Source organism: Parapedobacter tibetensis, assembly GCF_024704835.1.
In the GTDB taxonomy this organism is placed as follows: Bacteria; Bacteroidota; Bacteroidia; order Sphingobacteriales; family Sphingobacteriaceae; genus Parapedobacter; species Parapedobacter tibetensis.
This window is the reverse complement of the sequence record NZ_JAMXBE010000006.1, coordinates 148470-171225: the sequence shown is the minus strand read 5'-3', so window position 1 is coordinate 171225 and position 22756 is coordinate 148470. Positions and strand designations below refer to the sequence as shown.

Annotated in this window: 13 protein-coding genes; all 13 read right to left on the bottom strand. The window is 48.5% G+C overall.

Translation table 11 applies throughout. The features are described from left to right. Positions 1-6: 6 nt before the first annotated feature. Positions 7-2295 carry a SusC/RagA family TonB-linked outer membrane protein gene (locus tag NF543_RS12165; protein ID WP_257668403.1) on the bottom strand — a complete coding sequence of 763 codons (2289 nt, stop codon included), beginning with the start codon at positions 2293-2295 and terminating at the stop codon, positions 7-9. Further along, on the bottom strand, positions 2285-3337 hold the full coding sequence (locus NF543_RS12160) for a SusC/RagA family TonB-linked outer membrane protein (protein WP_257668402.1): 1053 nt from the start codon (positions 3335-3337) through the stop codon (positions 2285-2287). The genes NF543_RS12165 and NF543_RS12160 overlap by 11 nt, the downstream gene beginning before the upstream one ends. A 263-nt stretch (positions 3338-3600) precedes the next feature. Then, positions 3601-4689, bottom strand: a complete 1089-nt coding sequence (locus NF543_RS12155) for a FecR family protein (protein ID WP_257668401.1) — start codon at positions 4687-4689, stop codon at positions 3601-3603. Positions 4690-4731: 42 nt separating this feature from the next. Beyond that, positions 4732-5310 carry an RNA polymerase sigma factor gene (locus NF543_RS12150; RefSeq protein ID WP_257668400.1) on the bottom strand — a complete coding sequence of 193 codons (579 nt, stop codon included), beginning with the start codon at positions 5308-5310 and terminating at the stop codon, positions 4732-4734. Between the two features lie 372 nt (positions 5311-5682). After that, a complete protein-coding gene (locus NF543_RS12145; RefSeq protein WP_257668399.1) occupies positions 5683-7062 on the bottom strand; it encodes a sulfatase family protein in 1380 nt (459 codons plus the stop codon). 125 nt (positions 7063-7187) lie between these two features. After that, positions 7188-8582: a sulfatase-like hydrolase/transferase gene (locus tag NF543_RS12140; RefSeq protein WP_257668398.1), complete on the bottom strand. Its 1395-nt coding sequence runs from the start codon at positions 8580-8582 to the stop codon at positions 7188-7190. Between the two features lie 205 nt (positions 8583-8787). After that, positions 8788-9771: a DUF4973 domain-containing protein gene (locus NF543_RS12135; protein WP_257668397.1), complete on the bottom strand. Its 984-nt coding sequence runs from the start codon at positions 9769-9771 to the stop codon at positions 8788-8790. Positions 9772-9786: 15 nt separating this feature from the next. Further along, positions 9787-11841, bottom strand: coding sequence for a RagB/SusD family nutrient uptake outer membrane protein (locus NF543_RS12130; protein WP_257668396.1), 2055 nt, complete (start codon positions 11839-11841; stop codon positions 9787-9789). Positions 11842-11852: 11 nt separating this feature from the next. After that, entirely contained in the window at positions 11853-14993 is a 3141-nt protein-coding gene (locus NF543_RS12125) for a SusC/RagA family TonB-linked outer membrane protein (RefSeq protein WP_257668395.1), read from the bottom strand. Between the two features lie 5 nt (positions 14994-14998). Continuing rightward, entirely contained in the window at positions 14999-16471 is a 1473-nt protein-coding gene (locus tag NF543_RS12120) for an IPT/TIG domain-containing protein (RefSeq protein WP_257668394.1), read from the bottom strand. Between the two features lie 273 nt (positions 16472-16744). Then, complete coding sequence (locus tag NF543_RS12115) at positions 16745-17419, bottom strand: DUF3823 domain-containing protein (protein ID WP_257668393.1); 675 nt, start codon at positions 17417-17419, stop codon at positions 16745-16747. Positions 17420-17519: 100 nt separating this feature from the next. Then, complete coding sequence (locus tag NF543_RS12110) at positions 17520-19364, bottom strand: RagB/SusD family nutrient uptake outer membrane protein (RefSeq protein WP_257668392.1); 1845 nt, start codon at positions 19362-19364, stop codon at positions 17520-17522. Positions 19365-19482: 118 nt separating this feature from the next. Then, a complete protein-coding gene (locus NF543_RS12105; protein ID WP_257668391.1) occupies positions 19483-22668 on the bottom strand; it encodes a SusC/RagA family TonB-linked outer membrane protein in 3186 nt (1061 codons plus the stop codon). Positions 22669-22756: the final 88 nt, after the last annotated feature.

Here is a 22756-nt window from a genome sequence, read left to right as displayed (position 1 = left end):
AAAGGGTTAAAAATCAGCCGTCAGTCCGATCATCCATGTCCGTGCAAGCGGATAGGCATTGTAATCGATGCGGTTGAAGGCACCGCCATTCGGATTGATCGAGGGGTCAAACCCGGTATAATCCGTAAAGGTAGCCAGGTTCTCGACCGACAAGCTTACTCCAAGATTCTTCAGATAATTCCACCTCGGCGAAAACTGGTAGGACAGCGAAACGTTACGGATTCGCACGTAAGAGGCATCCTCCACGGTAAAGCTATTCACCCGCTTGTCCCCTTGGCCACCTGGATTGACGAACGATGGGTAGCGATCTGACGGGTTTTCCGGCGTCCATCGGTTCAGGTAAAGCTCGGCGTATCGGTTTCTCCGGAAACTAACGGGAAAATACGATTCCACCAGGTTATTATTTAGCATTTTGACACCCGACACACCGTCTATAAAAATCGACAGGTTGAACCCTTTGTAGGAGAGCTGGTTACCCACAGACCAGGTCAGTTTCGGGAACGCATTGCCCAACAAGACCCGGTCCTCTCCATTCACAGTCCCATCGCCATTGACATCTCGGTATTTGATATCACCAGGTTCCACTGCATCGCGCGTTATGGAGAAATCATCATCCTGCTGCCAGATTCCGTCGATTTCCCAGCCATAAAACGAAAATAGCGGACTACCCGGCCGTAGGATAAACACACCGCTCGTCTGCCCCACATTTCCGGAAATAATCGGGTTGTCCTGACCGATATTAAGCACCTCATTTGCCAGCGTGGCCAGGTTTAGCTGGGTATTCCATTTCAGGTTGCCGGTCAGGTTATTGCTGTTCAGGCTAAACTCCCACCCTCGGTTGCGTATGCTTCCGACATTGGAAAGCCGAGTTGAATAACCCGTGGATGAGGGTATGGGAAGCGCAAACAGCATATCGAACGTCGTCTTCGAAAAATAGTCGACACTGCCCGATAGCCGCCCGTTGAAGAGACCAAAGTCCAGCCCCGCGTTCAGTTGTTCGGTGGTTTCCCACTTCAGGTCCGGATTGGAGTAGCGCGCCGGCTGGGTGCCTACGTTAAGCCGATCGTCCAGAATCGCGGACGGCCCGCCGCTAAACGTCGTAAGCGCACTATAGTTGCCGATTTCCTGATTGCCTGTCTGTCCCCAACTGAGCCGCGGTTTGAGCTCAGAAAATACCGATATTTCCTGCATAAACTCCTCTTCCATCAGCTTCCAGCCGAGCGCGAAAGACGGAAAATAACCGAATCGGTTGTTGATGCCAAACCGCGACGATCCATCGGCCCTTAACGACGCGGTAACTAGGTACTTATTGTTCAATTCGTAGTTTACCCGCCCCAAATACGAGAGGAGGCGATTGGCCGCCCGGCCGGTTCCCATGCGAAACGTCTCTTGGTCGCCCAGGCCCAGGTTATCCGAGCCGGTGACGTCCGATGGAAAGCCGGCGGCGTCTTGGAAGGATGATGAATATACAAAACGTTGTGTGGTGGCACCGCCCATCACATTAAGGTAGTGACTATCCCACCGACGGTCGTAGGTCAGCGTCCCTTCCAGCAAGTAGTTGCCCTGCATGCCGTTTATTACGGATCCGCTACCCCCTGCTGCCATAGCACGCCGGGTTTTCTGGCCCACATACACATCCCGTCGCCGCATGTTGATGTCACCGCCGGCATTAACCTTTGCGGTAAGGTAAGGGGTGATTTTATACTGTGCGTAGGCCGTGCCAAACGTACGGTAGGCATTGGACGCAGCCAGCACCTCGTTGACCAACGACATCGGATTATCCATATCCAGAAACGATGATAGCTGGTAGTTTCCGTCACTGTCATAGATGGGTAAGGTGGGATCGAAATTAAGTGCCGTGTACATCGTGCCGGATTGTGCGTTGATCCCAAAACCAGACGGTACTTGTTTGTCATGAGAATAACTCACATTAATAGCAGTGCCCACTTCCAGCCGGTCGGTGATCTGAGAACTGATGTTGAGCTTCGCGGCATAGCGGCTAAATGCGGTGTTCCTCAGAATTCCCCCTTGGTCAAATGCGTTGAGTGCCAAGTAATACCGGGTTTGCTCGTTTCCGCCGCTAAATGCGAGGCTGTGGTTTTGGATAGGTGCCCCGTTATCAAATACCTCCGCCTGCCAATCCGTACCCACCACATCTGCGTCCGCAATACGGTTGGACTCGGGGCCGCCGCCGACATCAATCAATCCGTTGATGACCTGAACATATTCCGCCGTGGTCAGGAGATCAATGGTGTTCGCTACCCGCTGTTGCCCATACGATCCGCTATACGACACGGTGTTCCGGCCCGCCTTTCCTATTCTTGGTGGTTACCATGATCACACCGTTGGCGCCCCTGGACCCATAGATCGCCGTAGCGGACGCATCCTTAAGAATTTCGATTGACTCGATATCCTCGGGGTTGATACCTGCCAGCGGATTCCGTGGCGAAGGTGGCGCATCGAAGTTCGCCCCTCCTCCTCCTGCTACCGGCGAGTTATCGATCGGTAAACCGTCGATGACATACAAGGGGCTCGTTCCGGCATTGACGGAACTCGCTCCCCGGATACGTACCGCTACACCACCACCGGGTTCACCGCTGTTCTGGACGAACTGTACACCCGCCGCTTTACCAGCAATCAGTTGGTCAAACGTCGCGTTTGTTCCTTTGGTGAAATCTTCCGCACGGATGGAGCTTACCGCGCCGGTAATGTCACTCTTCCGCTGGGTACCATACCCCACTACCACCACCTCACTCAGGTCGGCAACTGCTGGCTTCATCGCTATGGAAGCCAAATCAGCCGAAGCCGCTAACTCTCGGGTCTCATAGCCCACGAAGGAAATGACGATTACGGCATTCCGTTCCACATTGCTGAACGTAAATCGGCCGTCGGCAGCTGTACTGGTTTCCAGTTGCGACCCCTTGACCCGTACGGCAGCGCCTTGTAATGGGTTACCCTGCTCATCGATCACCCGACCGGTTAGGGATTGCTGTTGCAATTGCGGTTGGTTGTCTCGCCCCGTATACGAAGGCCGGCGCGCCTCGGGCTTCTTTTTGATCACGATCTCCTTGCCGGTGATCACGTAATCCAATGGGAGGCCTCTCAGGATATGTGCCATGGCCGCTTGGATATCCATATCAGTTAAGGACACCGTTACAGCAGGCATCCCTTCGATATGCTTCACGCTATAAACCACGGAGTAGCCGGTTTGGTCATGGATTTCCGAAAAAATAGTGCGAAGCCCAACGCGTTCCCGTTGAATGGTCAGCTTCTGTGCCGAAGTTTCGGCAAATACTTGAATCAGACAGACGGTCAATAGAAAATGTGTAATCTTCATAACCCTCAGTAACAATGTTGTCGGGATGGCAATCGCATAACGATTGCGTTTTAACGAATAATTGTCCATAAAATGGGTAACGCTATGACAAACGTCCTCAATCCGCCTTTGAAAGCCGAATATTGTTGGTTATGTTTGTCTGGTGTTTTGATATTCGAACAGACCGGTTAGTCACAAAACGACAGGTTGTCCGAACGTTAATTTATCATCACAATAAGCCGGAGGTGGTGAGGCATCTCCGGTTTTAAGTTTATTAGTCAGTATTACGGTGTAACCACAATCCCCCTTTCTTCGATTTTAAAATGAACCTGTCCGGTCAGCTCAAGCCGACGCAATACTTCCGATACATTCGCATACCGCGAAACCGTCCCACCGAAACGAAGTTGATTGTCTACCTCCTCGAAATGGATATCGACGTCATACCAACGGCTGATATCGCGCATGATGCGCTCCAGTGTTTCCTCATTAAATGCGATAAAACCTGATTTCCAGGCGACAAAAGGCGATGTATCGACTTGCCCAACCGCTATTCCATTTCCGCGGACGACGGCTTGGTCGCCCGGTGTCAATTGACGGGTGCTCTGCGCTGTTGCGACCACGATTTCGCCTTCCACCAGCGTTGTTTGCTCGGAAGGCTCATCAGCATACGCTGCCACATTAAACGACGTGCCTAACACAACAATCTCCTGTCCCACGGTTTTCACGACAAACGGGCGGTTTTGACTTTTGGTCACCTCGAAATAGGCCTCGCCCACCAAAGTCACTTCACGTTTTTGGCCGAATCGTTGCGGAAATTTTAACCTGGAGTCCGCATTGAGCCAAACCCGGGTACCATCGGCAAGAACCACTTGATAAGTACCACCCCGTGGGGTGACAATTTCGTTGTAGACATCTTCGCGCGTTTCGTAGTCGTCATGGATGTTCCCAGCCAGGGTACTATCCCTATAGAGCAGCCGGTCCGACAAGATCATCACCCCATGCTGGCTGCTATCCAAATTTACGGTTTGGCCATCAGCCAGCTTCAACATCGCTTTATTGCCTCCGGCAGCGATATCAACCAATTGAGGGACAGGGGTATTTTTGCTTTCCGAACGATACAGCGATGCAATCGTGGCGATAAGCAGTAGGGAGGCAGTCGCGGCAAACCACTGGATTCGCTGTGTTCCGATATTACCGGACGGCAGCTCTTTCCGCAGTAGCTGCCAAACGCGCCTTTTGGCAGCCGGATCTTCAGCTGCGGGCTCGTCGGGGTAGGCATGTAGATGTAAACTCTCGATCAACAAGCGTTCGTCCTCTGTACAGTTGCCCTGCTTATAGCGCTCCAATAACTTTGCTAGTTCGTATTCATCCATCAATAACACGGGTTTATGTTATGAAGACGGTTGGATGCGCGGCTAGGGTAAAAAATATTTTAAAATTATTGTCGCGACCAGCAAACTCTTTTTCAGGAGAATCAAGGCATTCTTTATTTGCCGGTTTACGTTGTCACGCGAGATATTCAGATAATTACCGATCTGCTGATGGGTCAACATGTGGGTCCGGCTAAGCGTAAAGATTGTACGCATTTTGGGTGGCATTTTGCCGACACATGCTTCGAAACGCCCCATCAATTCTTTCTCAAACAACTTACCATCGATGGTATAGTTTCCTTGCTCATAAGTACGCTTTAGTTCTTTAAGGTACGAAAACCGGTATTTGGCACGATCGCTACGATCGATCACTTTGTTTAACGTCGCCCGATACAAATAGGATTTCAGTGAGGTACTGATATCCAGCGCCTTCCGCTTCTCCCAAAGCGTCATAAATAATTCCTGTACAATATCCTCCGCATCGTCGGGATCGGCCATGGCATTACGGGCATAGCTCCATAGCGAATGCCAGTGCCGTTCGTATAATGCCTTAAACGCCCGCTGATCGCCGTCGCGAAGCAATTTCAACAACGTGTTGTCTGTATTTTTGCTATAATCAATCATTCCAAATCCATTATCCCAAGTCATCTAGAAGAATAACATCGCTAACGATCCAATATGGCTACCGCACAATTGACAAGAAAACAGAATATAAGCGGTTAATAATTGTCCTTACCACAAAACTAGGTAAGAAAACGAAGGCAAAGCGGCGATATATTATCCCTTTATAGGTATATTATATCATTAATAATGCAATTAACCTTCAATAACTGATAAATTCAGAAGAAAGCTATTTCGCTATTCTTCTTCCAGAATCTTCCATTCTTTCGGTGCTTTGAAATTTTCGCGTCCCCTGTTCATACGGAGACGCCGAGCCCTTACGCCACCACTCATAATGCCACACGCAGCTACCAATTTACCGTACACATCACATGGCTATGTTTTATTGCGTTTGATAGGTACATCCAAAGCAGCCCCTTCATCCCCCTGTGCTTCCATCCATTCCTTCAATCGGTTCTTGTAGTTTTGAATCAACGTGTCGTATTCGGGCTGGCTGGCTAAATTTTCAAGTTCGTCGGGATCCTTTGTGATATCGTAAAACTCAATTTCCGGCTTGTGTACGATCCGCTCCGTTAGCGCTTTTGCATGATCGTCATGCGATGCTTGGTTCACCCACGTGGTCCAAGCCAGACGCGTATTTGCGGTATTCATACTGTATTTGATGTAATAAGCCGAATCAGGCAGGAGGTTCCAGACCAGTTTAAACTTATTATCCCGAATACTGCGGATCGGATAAGCAGGGCCTTCGGGAATGTTGTTATGAATGCCATAGGCTACATCCCGATGCTCCGCGCTTTTTCCCACCAGCACTTGTTTAAAGCTATATCCATTCAACCCCTCTATAGGATCTCCGCCCACAATATCGATCAAGGTGGGAGTGATATCTTCATACTGAACGATGGCATCGGTTTCTGTGGCTGGCTTCACCATTCCCGGCCATTTGACGATCATGGAGCTCTTCTGCCCGTTGTCATACAGGGTCCACTTCCCGCCCGGGAACTGCGGCCCCTGCTCACCCAGAAAAATAACCATCGTGTTTTCCTCCACGCCGGTCTCCTTGAGCAGGTTCATGATATCGCCGACCTGATCATCCAACCGGCGTACTTCTGCGAGGTATTTCCGAAATTCGCTTCTTGTCAGTTCGGTATCCACCCAGTGTGCCGGCAGCTTGAGTTTGTCTGGATCAAACTCATCCGGGTTGCCCACGCTCCACGGCGTATGCGGGTTGATGCTCATCACAAACAGGCAATAGGGCTCCTCACCTTGAACATAGTTCCTCACACTATCCAAAAAATATTCATCCGTCGATGCCACGCAGTTCGGTTCAAAGCCATCCACCCGGTCAAAGGGAAAAACAGCCCTCGGTTTCGTCATGTGATCCTTTCCTGTAAGCCCAACCCGGTAGCCCAGATCATTAAGGTAGTGTACGACACTTTTTAAGTCGTTGTACACGGGCTTATGGTTCTGGTAAGCACCATGTCTCACTGGGTACAATCCCGTGAGCAACGATGCCCTTGTAGGTATACACATCGCTTCGGAAGCGATCATCGCATTGAATTTCAGCCCTTCGGAAGCCAGCTGATCGATATGTGTGGTTTCCAGGTTTTCGCCCCCATAGCAACTCAGCTGACGCGAATCCAAATCGTCCGCCATGATGAGGATGATGTTGGGTTTCTCCGACAACTGGGCCGATGCGGCAGTGCCAATGAGAAGCATTGGTGTTACCGTTAACACAAGATAAAAATACTTTTTCATGATGCTAATCTAAATATTTAAGTAACTCCAATTCAAACCGACTTTCACTTAGCCTGTAAAATCATCATCTATTATAAGCCAACTCTCATGATGTTCTTAATTTCCTCTCATAACGTCCTTTAACATCAATCGACCGCCGGATTTGCCCGGCCAGTGGTCAGCTCCGGCAGGTAAGTGCGCCATGTGATGAGCCTTGTCCGTAGATCCTTGACAATATCCGGATGCGCGTCGGCCAAATTAATCCTTTCATAGCGATCCCGTTCCATGTCATACAACTCGGGGTTATTCTTGTGATAGTCGATAAGCAACTTCCACTTTCCCGACCGGATGGCCAGATTGGGGCTTCGGTCTTTCCCCCGCGGATAATTAAAGGCATGGTCATTTCTGCCATACTCCCAGTACATGTCTTTGGCCCGTGAAGCGGGCGTACCCAACCATACAGCTGCCCGATCTTCGCCATCACCTTTATAGTTGGCAGGTAGCGACGCTGATGCGATGCCGGCCAACGTAGGAAAGAGATCGGTCGAGTTCAGCACAGAGACACTATCCGTCGCACCTGCACGCACCCGGCCGGGCCAGCGGACGATGAATGGCATCCGTATTCCCCCTTCGTACAGGGAGAGTTTGGTGCCCCGCAACCCTCCCGCTCGGCTGCCACGGAAACTGGGCAACGGGCCATTGTCGCTGGTAAAAATCACGAGGGTATTTTCGGCAATACCCAGCTCGACCAATCCGTCAAACAAGCGCCCTAACTGTTTATCTAATTCAGCCAGAACAAGCTTGAAAGCGACCTCTTCCTCGGGATTCATAGGAAACTTCCCTTGCTGCCGCTGGTTTACCTCCGGCACCCACGGAGTATGCATATCATCCGGCCATAGGTTCACAAAACAGGGTGTACCCCGATGCCGTCGCAAAAAGTCCAGCGTCTTATCCACAAAATAGGCGGTCCTATCCCAGCGCTTTACGCTGTCCTGATCGGACCATATCCAATCCGTAGCGGTCAGCAACGGATCCGGCTCAGGACTCTCGTACGTACCGGCGTGTTCGTCAAACCCGTATTTTTCAAACTTTGGCGCATTTTTAATATCCCGTCCGCCTCCCATATGCCACTTTCCGAAATGCCCCGTCGCATAGCCGGCACTTTTCAGCACCTTGGCGATGGACGGTGCATGTACATTAAGGTAATTGGCTTGTTCAGCCAGCTCGTTGCTCCGCCTATTGTTAAGGAAAGTGGTAAAATTCCATTCGGCCGGGAACATGCCGGTCAGGATACTTGCGCGGGACGGGCTGCAAATGGGGGAAGCGCTGTAGTATTGGGTAAACCGGGTACCTTCGGTTGCAAAGCTGTCGATTCGCGGTGTGGGCACAAAATCCCCGCCGAATGTCCCAATATCGCTGAAACCCATATCGTCGGTCAGGATCACAATAATATTGGGCTGCTCCTGGCCCCAAGAAACGGGACTTCGTATCAGTAATCCGATCAAGAACAGACCTTTCACAATGGTTTTCACAATCTTCATAGTTCTATTCCATCTTTTTAAATTATTCATCAAATACTCGTCGCTTCTTCTCAGTCAAATTTTATCCAATTACCAAATCTGCTCGTTTCTGCCTCCAATCAAATGTAGCAATTTCACTCAACACCTGCCGTTAGCGTTGAATAAGGCAGCCCTTCTGCCAAAGCCCAACTCAGGTGGGAGTGTAGGCATTGGCAAAAGGAGCGACCTACCATTCTATGGCCTGGTCTTCGTCAGGAATCTGGGTATTTAATTGACGTTCTAAAATCAACGATCCTGAAACCTTATAGTTAATATCAACATTGGGAACCATGGTATAGTCCGTAAATTGGTAATCAATGTTATTGATGGTTATATAGCGGTGTAGTAGATAGGGGCGGACGGCGTCCATCTGCTCGGTGACCGTATAACTGGCATCTCTGTTAACCGTAAACTTCATGTCAGGATTATCGGCCCGGAAGCTTACCCCACCGGTTTCGTTGAAGGTCGCATAGATTTTATAGTTGCGGCGATCTTGCCGCTCTTCATCTATATTTCCTGCATAGAAGAAAATGGTATTTTCATCTACGACATAGCTCCGGATCTCACTTTTAACAATAGGGGTTTCATTTTCGTAGCCTTCCATACTTATTTTCAATGCGGTGCCGCTGTAAGTGCCCGAGTAGTCATTGAAGGGGTTAATACGTAAGAGCGCTTTCCGGTAGTGTTTCCGGGGATTCGCCTTGTAATTATAGGAGGGGTCATCCAGAATGGTTAAAGGAAGCACCCACTTATCTGTCATGTCGATATTTTTAAGTGTAAAATCGATTGCCATTAATGCGGTGCTTTCCCCAGCCTTAATATCTATAATAGCGGGGATAGCGAAATACGCACTGTTCAACTCCCTGTAATAAAAGTCTTCGCGGTTCTGGAAGCGTTCGTAGTTCAGCACATTCAAGGTATCGGAATCTACGGCAACATGTACCATCATGTTTTTATCAATTGTGGTAGATCCACTAACTATTAAAGGCTGTTGGAAAGTGGTCTTCTCATCACCCTTGTAACGAATATAGATATCAGATACCCCTTCGTTTGCTAAAGGCGCTTTAAATGAAACAAAATTTTCAAACTGTTCATCTTTCCATTCGTCATTGCACGAGCCGCAGATGATTAGCAGCGAGAGCAGAAATAACTGTATATATGACTTGTTCATATGATGCATATTTTATTAATCGTTATAAGTCCATCCGGGGTTTTGGGTAAGGCGTTTGTTGCGTTTAAGCTCGCTATGACTGATGGGCCAAAACCACATCTTATCAGCAAAGGTGGATTTGAGCGCCCACACGGCTATAGGCTGATGGAAAAGGTCCCGCTCATTTCCATTCATTAGCACATTACAACCATAGACCGGCAATGCCTCTTCTACAGGCGCATCCATCCAACGGCGTAAGTCGTAATAGCGCTGCCCTTCACCCATAAGCTCTATGAAACGTTCTCGCTTCAATGTTTTTCTTAACTCGTCCTTGTTGCTGTACACGTTAGCTGGATAGTCGGGCACTCCAGCGCGGATACGGACAGGGTGGATGCCTCGTTGCATTTGGGTTATGTCGCGATTGATGGAATAATTTTCACCACGCCATGATGGGATGCTGTAGGAGCCGTCAAGTTCATTCAGCGCCTCTGCATAGGCAAGCAGGATATCGGCATAGCGGATTGCCGGTTCAGCTTTTGGTACGATACGGGACATACTTCCCCCCTCGTAGGTATCACTCGGATGAACAAATTTCTTCACGCCGAAACCTGTACGTAACCAGTAAGCATTGGAAGAGTTGAATCCGTTGCCCTTGTTGTCATCGCGGTAATAGAATACCTGTTGGTTACGATTACGTTCCTGGGTCTCATTTAGCAAGGTCCAAAAACTACCGTTGTAAGCTACAGAGGCATAGAAGCGGGGTTCGCGGTTTGCATATTGCAACGAAACACCTGCTCTCAAGGGCCTGTATTTGCTGGCGTCATGATCCGCTTGGGTTACATAACCGCTTACGCGTTCTGAACCATCTCCCCGTCCGATTTCTTTATCTTTACCAGGCGCATCTTTCCCGTCGTTTAAGTAGTATGCGTCAATCAATTTTTGAGTCAATCCATGGGTATTCCAGCCGGTGGCCGAACGTGGCAACTGGTGGGCAACCATAGCGCTGATGCTTTCTCCACCTTGATTGTTGCTCCTGGTAAATATCAGTTCCGGGTTTCCGGAGGGTTGCAGCGTGCCATCAAATACCTGGGCATATGATCTGGCGGGGTCAATATTTGCCCAACCTTCTGGCCAACTTTTTTCTGAAAAATTGTTGTCTTTCGGTGGTATAACCGTAGCATCCTCACCGGTTTCCTGAAGAGGCACCCAATAAAGTTGGTATACGCCGAGTTCGATTACATCCCTGGCGGCGGCGGCGGCTTTAGCCCATTTCTCCTCCTGATAGTCGGCAGAAAGCAGGTGTTTCCCCGCATCGTCGGTCAGCCTTGCGGCAAAGCTCGATGTATTTCCATTGGCCAGCGGACTTGCTGCATAGAGCAACGCCTTGGCGCGGGTAGCCAGTGCGGCCCCGCAAGTAGGGCGGGCAGAACCATCCTGACCACGCGTCATCCCCAGTGTTTCCATTTCTTGCGCGGCAAGCAACATCTCGTTGCCTATATATGCTGCACATTCTTCGTAGGTACTGCGTGCCGTGGCTAGATCGTCATAACTTTCCGTATAGTCTAATCCCTCATCGGGCAGTAGCGGGATCGGGCCGTATTTACGCAGTAGTAGCCAGTATAGGTAAGCCCTCGCAAAACGAGCCTGCCCCCTGTAGTCTTCTATTTCGACAGGCGTCATTTCAGTGTTCATATATACGTTATGAATGAAAGTCGTCGCATTGCGTATTCCCCGGTAGCACTGTGTCCAAGTGCCTTGTTTGTCGTTCTCGGTATATTGGCCCATTTTGAACATGTTGTATGAAAGCTCGTTCTTCGATGGATCATAATCCCTGTCCCTGTCGCCGTAATACATATCGTCAGCAAAATTATGCGGCGTAAGGCCCTTGCTTGCCACATCAGCATTGATGCCTTTGAATTCCTCGTATACGTGAGCCAGCCACTGTTCTGTATAGACCTTGCTTTTAAATACTTTCTCAATAGTGAGCCGGTCTTTGAAATATTGGTCGGATTCCAGGTAATTTTTTTTACAGGAAGAAAGGATGCCTGTGCCGAGCACAAGCAATAGCACAAAATATATCTTCTTTTGCATCGCTTTTCAATTTATAGGTTAACACTGATGCCTAATGTGACTGATTTAGGTAGGGGGTAGTCTTCTCCTCTCGGACTGGCCAATTCTGGATCCCAAAGCTTGAATTTTGACCAGGTAAGCAGATTGCTGCCGACCAGAAAAACACGAATGTTATTGGTCTTTATCCTGTTCGCCAGATATTTTGGAAGTGTATAGCCAATGTCTACCGTTTTGAGACGGAGATACTGGCCGTTACGTAGCCAGTAAGTTGACTCCCTGAAGTTGTTTGGGTTTTCACCGAAACTTAAGCGGGGATAGGAGGCATTGGGATTTTCGGTGGCCGGATCTCCCGAAATATCGGCAGCGATCCAGCGGTTTTCTCCCATCATACCTTTCATTACCTGTCCCCACTCTCCTTCGCTGAATGCATATACGGTTTTTCCATAGATGGAGAAGGTGGATTTACCAGCACCCTGGAAGTGTATATTGATATCCAACCCCTTCCAACTGGCGGAAGCACCTATTCCGTAAATCAGGTTCGGCCGTCTGGTAGCACCAATCGGCACGCGGTCGCCGTCGTTGATCACGCCATCGCCATTGATGTCTTTATATTTGATATCCCCCGGCTGGTAGGGCCCGAAAGTTTGCGTCGGGCTATTACGAATGTCATCATAATCCTTGAACAACCCTAATGCCACCAGTCCTTTGGCCTGATCTACGCGGAAACCTTCCTCATTCTGATAAGCATAGACGTTGTTTTCTTCATCTTTTTCGAGAATAACGTTCTTGCTATATGTGATGTTACTTCTGGCTGTAAGGTTTACCGCTCCAAGTTGCTGTTTGTATTCGAAACGTCCGTCGAAACCGCGGGATCTTACTGCTCCTACGTTGGCTCTCGGCGTGCTTTCCAAACCAACGATTGCTGGCAGAAATTGTCGTTCCATATAGATGCCTGTGCGTTCTTCGTTGAAGAAATCAAGGTTGGCGATGATCTGATCGCGGAAAAGTGCGATGTCGAAGCCCAGATTTTGTTTAGTAGCGATTTCCCAGGTCACGTAAGGAGAAGCGACCTGGGCGTACCGCATGCCTCCAAAGTATCTGTTATAACCGTAATCCGCCCACTGATATCCGCCTTCGGGTATCCGGTTTCCGCCATCGTCAAGTACCAGATTTCCATCTCCATCCCTACGCCAGATCTCTTCAATAGTGTACAAATAGGGGAAGCGTTCTCCTCCTCCTAACTGATCGTTCCCCACTCTTCCCCAGGAATAACGTATCTTGAACATATTTATCCATTGTACACGATCCTTGATAAACTGCTCCTCCGATACATTCCAAGCAAATGAGAACGCAGGGAAAAAGCCGTATTGTTGCCCGCGGGCAAAGTTCTCCGAGCCGGTGTAACCGAAGTTGAAGTCGGCAAAATAGCGGTATTTCCAGCTATAGGTCGCACGCCCGGCCAGGGCCTGATTTCGTCTGGATATTCCGTTCTTGATATCGTCGCCGATGGCTACCGTTCTTACGAAGGCGTCACGGGTAAATCTGGCCACCCCTCCGAGATTATGGTCTCCGACGCTCCGGTCGTAATTGAACATCATATCCAGGAACTCGCGCCTGTCTCCGCCGGAACTACTGGCCTGATGCATTTCGCTAGGAGCGGCAACATGACTAAACACAAGCTCTCCGTTCTCATCGCGGGCACGTTCGGCACGCCACTGTTCGGGCCATTTACGGCGTTGTATATTACTACTATTGTTTGTGTCAAAGCCAAAGATTCCCCTGCCGCGGAGGCCTTTTGTAATGAAGTCGAAATTCTGCTCTACCGAAATATTGGTCTGTATGTTGTTCGTCCAATTCTCGTTGAACCCAGTTTGCGTAGCTACCACCCAGGGATTCGTCTGATTTCCGGTACCAACCGCCGGCACATAACCGTTGGAGTACACGACAGGTGTGCGTATCGGAGAATATCCAAAAAGTACGCCCCAGAAATCAGTGTCACCCAATCCCGGACTGTTACGCTTGCTGAGTGAACCTGCAACACCAACTTTAGCTACCGTTGTTTTGGTTATGTTAATATCCGTATTCAAACGGTAGTTCCAGCGTCTGTAATTGGCATTGGTGTTGTAATCATTCCTCAGCGTTTCATCGGTTTTGTACATGCCGCCTTCGTCCACATAGCTGCCCGACGCAAAATAGCGGGCTGTAGCTCCACCGCCGCTCAGATTCAGGTTGGCGCGGTAGGTCATGGCCCCATCTTTTAGCAATAAATCTTGCCAATCGACATTCGGATATAAATCGGGATCCAAGCCTAAACGTAGGATTTCTAATTCTTCGGGCTGATAAATAGGCTCGCGGTTGCGGGTAATGCGCGATTCATTTAATAGGTTAGCGTAAGTCACGCCATCTTCAAACTCCGGCGTGATAGTTCGCGTATTGTAAATGGTTTCATCCTTGAAGTTAATATTAATCTTGCCTTCTTTACCCCGTTTGGTGGTGATCAGTATGACTCCATTTGCTCCTCTTGAGCCATAAATAGCGGTAACCGCAGCATCTTTCAGTACAGAGAAGGATTCGATATCTTCAATATTAATTTCATTCAGGTCACGTTCAATATTATCTACCAATACCAAAGCTCCTGTTCCACCTCCGAAGGTCGATATACCTCGAATCCAGAATTCAGAGATGTTTCTTCCAGGCTGACCCGATTGCATCATGGCCAAAACTCCCGGCACATTTCCGGCCAAAGCGTTTGACAGACTCGAAGTCGGATTTGATTTCAGGTCGTCTACATTGACGGTGGTCACGGCGCCGGTAAGCGTTAATCTTTTCTGAGTACCGGTTCCTGTGACGACGACTTCATCCAGTACACTCGTCTCTGATTCCTGTAGCGTTACATCAATAACCAGGTTATCTTTTACAAGTACTTCCTGTTTTTGAAAGCCGACGTATGAGAAGGTGAGCTTCTTATATCGTTCTACGTTGATTTTATAGTTACCCTTGTTATCGGTCACTGTACCTAAGCCAGGAGCATCGGTTACAGCGATATTTACACCAATTAAAGGTGCTTTGTTTGCATCGACCACGACCCCGGTTACTTCAACTATTTCCTGGGCCAGCGCACTAAAAGTGATACGGAGGAGCAACATACATGTTAGTAAGAATCTATTCATCATGTCCTTCACTGATTATTCGCTAATTCGTTTTCATCCATTTCTTCGAGGGCTATTTTACGTATGCGACGATTCATCTGGTCACCGATGTAAAAGGCAGCTTCTTCCTCATTGTAGGCAATTCCAGATGGCCTTTCGAACCTTGCTTCCTGTCTCAGGTCACCATCTACGTAGCCCCATGGATCATTGTTGATACTGGAACTACCTCTACCGGCAAAGGTCGTCACACTCCCTTCGGGTGTCAGCATACGGATAGCATGGTTGTGCTGGTCTGTGAAATAGTAATCATATTCATCAGGCTTACCAGCTGCAACGTAGTCCGGATTTTTCACGAACACTCCCTGATAGGGATTTCTAAGACGGACAGCCGAGCCAACACCATCTTCATAGCCCGCACTTCTGAGCTGGCCACATACCAGATAGGGTTGATTGAACTGTTTCTTTTCCCAGTTGTAATCGACACGAAGGATATAGTGCTGGTTAATTACATTGATGTAGGCATAATTTCCAGTTGGATGTATAAAGACCTTGTATTCCCATTGCGGATCGTGAACCACAAACAGGGTTTCAAAATCCTTGTCTCCAAGTTCCCCGTTAAAATACTTATCCAGATCAAAGCGGAAAAACTGTCCTTTTTCATAGCTATTGAAATATAATTCAACATTAACCGGATGAACGGATGCGCCATTACACTGCCTGTATCGTGTCAGAATTTCTCTGTCCTGCCAATTTCTATCGCGCGATAATCTGTAGGTTGCCCGATCATTTTCTCCACCGCGATCTTCGGCGATGATCATGTATTGGTTATCAAGCGTGAAATCAATACTGCGGGGGCGGTCAAAATCCGAGCGTTTTTTAGTCACGGTGCTGTCCTCGAAGTTGATTAGGTAAAGTCCGTTGTTACCGTCAAATGTCATCCATAGGTGCTTTGGATTGATCGGATCAAATTTCATAAAGGAGGGTTCCCAAAACCCACTCGCCATTTTATTCTGGTCTTTATCCTTGAATTTTCCATCTTTCCATGGTTCGTCACCTCTGTCATTTCTGTACCCGATTATGGTTGATACCACCATCTTGCGCTGATAATCAAAAGGCCTTTCTGCCTTGCCCATAAGCTGCTGGTCCTTATTCCCGACATGCACTTCAATGTCGCCTTGAAATGCCTGTCTTGGAACCAGGCAGTAGAGTGATTCGCCCTGTGCATTAATTACTTTTGCCTGCTTTCCTCCGATAAACACCGATACGCTTTCGGGATCATTTCCGAAGTTCTGCCCGTAAATGACAAGGCGTTGTCCCGCGCCTCCCGATTTGGGGTTGAAATCGGATACGACGACTGGCTTGGATGGGTCGAAGGGTAACGCCTCTGCGACGCTCGGGTTGTCATCCTTACAGCCCCCCATCGCAAAACTAAGTGCGATAAAAGCCGATAGCATCCAGCATGGGAGCTGACTATCACTTTTTCTGATATGTTTAGTTCTCATATAATATGATTATTGGTTAAAGTTTGTCCGCTAACATTTTTTAATGTAGCCGCCAACTACAGAGCGGGCCTTGACGCCACGATAATTTGGCATATCCGTGAAGATCCAATCGGACATGAGCTTCATGATACCCTTGACATGGTATTTAACTATGAACTCATTTAATTGGCTCCCCTCTTAGTGGAGACTTTCCGAAATGCCCTATCGCATACCCGGCACTTTTCAGCACCTTGGCGAAAGAGCAGTAGCTCTTGCGGGTTTCATAGCATACAACTAACGCAATTTCACCACCTGTGAGTAGATGGCCTGGTCTTTGCCGATAGCGCGAACGCCTACCCGTGCGAACAACGATGAGCCTGCGTTGAAATCGGCATTATCTGCTAAATCAAGTGCTTCGGTTACGGTGGTTCCCGCAGTAAGATCCCTAATGTCGCGCCGCGCGGTATAAGAAACGTCGTCAACAAAAGACGTCTTGCTAACTAAGATCATTACGTAATCGATGTCCCGGTCGCCAGTGATGTCATTGATCTGGAAGGAGGCATTAACGCTGCTCCCACTTAGTGAAAGCTGCACGTTTGACAACGTATAGAATGGCGTAACCTCTATATCTACATTCGCCGTGCTGTTCACGTTAATCACCGTTGTATCTCGGTCGTTTACCCAGGGGCCGTTGTTGTCCCTGGTGACCAATTTATATTCACCGTCGAATAATTTGGCTTCAAAGGTACCATCCTGCCCAACATACACGGGAATGGGATTTCGCAATTCATACCCATCTTGGTAAAATTGAAGCTGTACTGCTTCACCCGTACCACGCACGCCGACCGGTTCGCCATTATAGACCACCCGCCCGTGCAATTTCGATTCTGGTGCGTCGTAATTATCCAGTCCGCAACTGCTTACCGCAACTATAGCGGGAAGCAACAACATATTCAAATATTTTTTCATCAGCGTAATTTGTTTTTTATGGCAATGAAGCTTGTATGAATTAATCATATTCTTTCGCGAATGGCAATTCATGCAGGTCTCATTGTCGTAATTATAAAGGTTATTGAAACGGGTTCAATACAATCTTCGGGTTAGCATTCTGCCAGCCTAAATCAATAAAATTATAGTAATTCCTCAACTCAAAGAACCGGGGGTGCAACGAATTGCTGAATACCAGTCTATCGAACACATACTTACCATCATTAGATGTACTCGGAGCCACCACCAGATAAGGAAACAAGGCATACTGCTGAGCTGTTGGACTATTCACCACCCCATTCCACACGATATGCGCCAATCGCCAACGCTTCAAATCCCAATACCGGTGATTTTCGAATGTAAACTCTACCCGACGTTCCTGCACGATATCATTCAAGGTTACGCTCGTCAATGGTTGCACACCCGCACGTTCACGGACTTGGTTGATGTAGCCAACGGCCACGGGACCTTGGCCGAGCTCCATGGCAGCCTCCGCAGCAATCAGCACCGCTTCGGCAAACCGGAAACGGGGGAACCACATCTCGCTATTACGACCACGGGTAGAAGCTCCTGAGGCTTCATCCAAAAACTTACGGAAGAAGAAACCGGTCTTATTGATGTACTGCTCATTGGAACGGTTTGGCCCATTTGCGGCGGTAATTAGCCGACCGGCATCATCCCTTTCGCCGGGCTGGCCGGTAATTGTCTGCCAAGAACCATTGTTCCATATCTTTTGACCTGCTTGCAGCTCCACTGGTGTTCCTTTGAACAACGCGTTTGGTAGGATTACGGTACCGCCTAGCCGAGCATCCTTGTTCGCGAAGGCATCTAACGGATTGTCGTAAAAGATATAGTTACCCTGATTATCCCGGATATGAATATCCCCATTCCGGTTGTCCGTATATTCGAAATCTTCCACCAAATTGAGAATCGGGCCTGCATATGCGCGGTCGATATCCTCGGCGTGCGAACCGGGGATATTTCTCGTTGTAAAAGCCGTCTGTTGGCCGGTACCCGGATAGATACGATCCCGAGCCCATATGACCTCGGTGTTGTTGTCTTTTACACTTAGTACTTCATAGAAATTACGTTCCAGATCATCCGGTTTATTCAGCTGCAACTCATACGGGCTGTTATCGATTACTTCTTGCGCTGCAGCCAAGGCCTGTTCGTAATATCCCTCCGCACGATCAGCAGGAATCCCTACTTCTCCGCCGGCAGTGCGGATGGGGCTTGGCATCTTGTTGTTGTAATTCGCCAGCGACCCCGCATAAATCGCTGCACGTGCTTTCAGCATGAGGGACACCCACTTGTTAGCACGAGCGGCGTGGGTGTTCGTTTCGTCAGATAACAGCGTGGAAATCGCCTCGCACTCGGCGATGATGTAATCATATAAACCGGCTTCCGTAGAACGTGGGTATTGCAGGGCGGTAATATCCGTACCAGGTTCGTATTCAAACACCTCATCGCCTACAATCGGCATCCCGCCCAGTCCCCTAGCCATATTGAAATACGTCCAGGCACGAAGGAATCTGGCCTCTCCTTCGTATGTCTGCTTTTCATCGTCAACAAGCGCCGTGGTCTCACGCAGGCCTTTTAAAAACTGATTAATATTACGTATCAAAGTGTAATCATAGACACGCCACAATGCGTTTCCATAATTCTGGATATTATCCGGTCCACCATCAGATTTTCCGGCTTCGTCCAGTATCGTATACTGGTAATCATCGCCGATATGTTGGCCCCAGCTCACCCGCCCGTAATAGTTGGCTAACACCGAACGGATCATGACCGCATCACCGAAAATTTGGTCATCGGTCATGATTTGGTCGGGCTGGCGTTCAAGGAAGTCGGAACAACTGCTGAAGCAGGATAGTCCGCCCGCCAACACCAACACCTTGAATATTGATATGCTTGACTTTTTCATTTGAATATTTTTTTATTTAATGGCAATGAAGCTTGCATGAGTTATTCATATCTTTTTGCGAGTGGCAACTCATGCAGGTTTCATAATACTTTCCTTTTTTTTAATTAATCCCAATAGATTAGAATCTCACATTCAGGCCGAAATTGAATATCCGCATCGTCGGATATCCCAAACCGTTATCCTGATCCGCTTCCGGATCTACCCCGATGAGATTGGTGAGTGTAAGGAGGTTTTGTCCTGAAAAATATACCCGAACTCCGGTAATGGACAGCGGTTCAAGAATCCGTTTGGGCAACGAATAACCGAAGTCCACGTTGCGGAGTTTGATATACCGGATGTTTTGTTTCCAGAATGTGCTGTTCCAGTAATTGCTATGCGAACTGTTACCAATCAACAACATGGGGTATTTGCCGGGAATCAACTCGCTATTGGCATCCCAGATATCCGAAAGCTTCCAAGCATCGTCAAAGTAATATTGCGGGTTGTTGCCCCCATCGTGGAATGGATTACGCATTTCCCATTGCTTATAAAATGTATACATCCCACCACCTGAAAAATCCATTGCTAAATCAAATCTTTTATAGGCAAAGGAAAAGTTCAACCCGAAATTAAGCACAGGTGTAGAACCTTGGCGGTATCCAATTGGGCGTTCATCCATTCCATTGATTACCCCATCCCCATTTTGATCCACATATTTCACATCGCCGGGGCGCAGGGTGCGGTTGCCTTGGCGGTCATTATCAACCGGCCAGTTGGTGATTTCGTCCCAGCTTTTGAATTGTCCATCCGATTCGAGACCCCAGTTCAGGTAACCGTACCGTTGGACAAGCGATCCTCTATACTCATCCCATGAATTGCTAAAACGGGGTTTGTAGCGATCCCAGTCGTAAAAGCGAGAATAGGTAATGTTACCGCCTAGCGAATAGGTAAATTCGTTCACCCGATCGCTCCACCGTACCATTGCTTCATAACCACGGAGCATGTCGGAATTCAGGTTCTCATTGGGTAAACCAAAACCGACTTCAGTGGGCAACAAAATGTCATAACGCGCAGCCGGCAATCCCATCCGCTTTCGTTGGAAAAATTCGACGGTGGTGGTCAGTCTATTTCTCAAGAACGCCGCATCGAAACCAACATTCACCATCTCGGCACGCAACCACGAAAGCGTAGTTACCGGTAAACCACGGGGTTGAGAACCCAGTACATAAGCACCGTCAATTACTGCTCCCCCTTGCTTGTAATTATAGCCCGCCATGTAATCAAACGCTGCATAACCAAGGTCGTTCAAGTCATCATCACCTACCATACCAAAAGAACCCCTGATCTTCAAGTCGTTCACCACTTGACCTAACTTACTATCTTGCCAAAACGACTCTTGGGAAATACGCCATCCGGCGGACGCCGCAGGGAAGAATCCCCAACGGTCGTTCGGTGGGAATTTCCAGGAACCATCGTACCGGCCCAGAAGTTCGACCAGATACTTTCCTGCATAATCATAATTGATTTTACCAATATACCCTAACCGAGCTTGCGGATTATCCCCCCTATCAGTATAGGTATCCATGGTTTCATAATCAATGAGCTTCAACGCATTAGCTGTGGGAATCGAGTGTACCCATGTCGAAGGATCCTTTCTAAGAATACTCTCCACACCACCAATCACGGCAAGATTATGGTTACTGAACGACTTGACATAATTCAGTTGCACATTAGAAGTCATTTCCTCAACATGCCCCATACGGCGTTCACGCCATGGGTTATTATTTTCGAACATGACAGGATACGTATCGGTTGCCGCATCGTACTCATACAACTTGTAAGTATATTCATGATTGTCCATCCGTTGGGACGCGTAATAATATCCTACCAAGGCCTTGGCCGTCAACCCATCTACAATGTTGTATTCTGCATCAAAATTGAGCTGGCTGACCCGCCAAGTCTCCGTCCGCTCACCGGACAAATCGTAGGTCAACCATCCAAAATTCGTACCCGGATCATTTGACGTTAGTGTCGGGTAATCCGGATTATCATTGGCAAATGGACGCACCGTGGGGAGGTTACGGAATGTACCGAAGCGTGGCAACCACAAGTCATCACCGCCCGGTACACCGGGGTTTCTACGATACTCATGCCGGGCGTTGTAGCTTGCCCCAACCTTAAACCGATCAGAGATTTGGGAAGTAACGTTCATCTGCACGTTGGTCCGTTTGAAACCGCCGTAGTTTACAATGACGTCATTCTGGTTGAGGTGACCCAAGCTGAAATAGTAGTTTATTTTGTCGGATCCGCCCGAGACGTTTGCATTGAGATAAACCTGGGGAGAGGTTTCCCAAATGTAGTCGTACCAATCAAACGGCACATAGCCCTTCTCCGTACCCTGACGCCATTTCGCCAGATCGTCGGCATCATACCGGTAGTTATTCGCTCCCTGTACAGTTTCGGATTGGATGTAACTCTCCACATAGGTCACCGCATCCGCAGGCTTCGGAAACGTGGATAAATTCTGGAAACCGTAGTTGGACGTCAAACTGATGGTGTTCTTGGTATTCCGCTTACCCCGTTTGGTAGTAACAACAACAACGCCATTTGCGGCCCGTACCCCATAGATGGCCGCAGATGCATCCTTCAGAATGGCGATGGATTCAATGTCATTGAAATCCAAGTTATTAAACTGACCGGCATCCTTCTGCACCCCGTCGATGACGTACAGGGGACTACCCATGTTACGGATTTGGATGTTGGTTGACGACCCTGGCCGGCCGTCGGTCTGCCGGAAGTTCAACCCCGGCATTTTTCCGACCAAGGCACCGGAAGTAGTCGAAGACAATGACCGACTAATGTCATCAGCACCGATGGATGAAATGGCACCGGTTAATGTCTCTTTCTTCTGCGTCATACCAAAACCGGTGACTACCACCTCCTCCAGTGCGGTTTCATCACGCTCCAATACGACGTTGACCGTTGCACCAGAAACGGGCAGTTCTTGGGCCAAATAGCCCACATAGCGAAATACAAGCACCGCATCATCTGCATGCTGCAAGGTAAGGGAATACGCTCCTTCGTCATTGGTACTCGTACTGTTGGTTGTTCCTTTTTCGGTAACGGTAACACCCCCTAACGGGGTATTGTCGCTACCCACAACTGTACCGCTTACCTGACGTTGTCCTACTGCGACACCCGATACTGGCAACGCCGCTGCGTTCGCTGTGACAACTTGTAGAATTAAACAGCAATAGATGGATAAAAAGGCAAGGGCATACAGCCAAATCGGCCGTAACCTGCGTTCATGAAAATCTTTTTGCATAGCCTTGTTTTTTTAGTTGGTTATTACTTTTTTTCGTGGGTTTAGGGTATATCTGATCTCTCAATGGTTGGTGCAACGCACCTATACC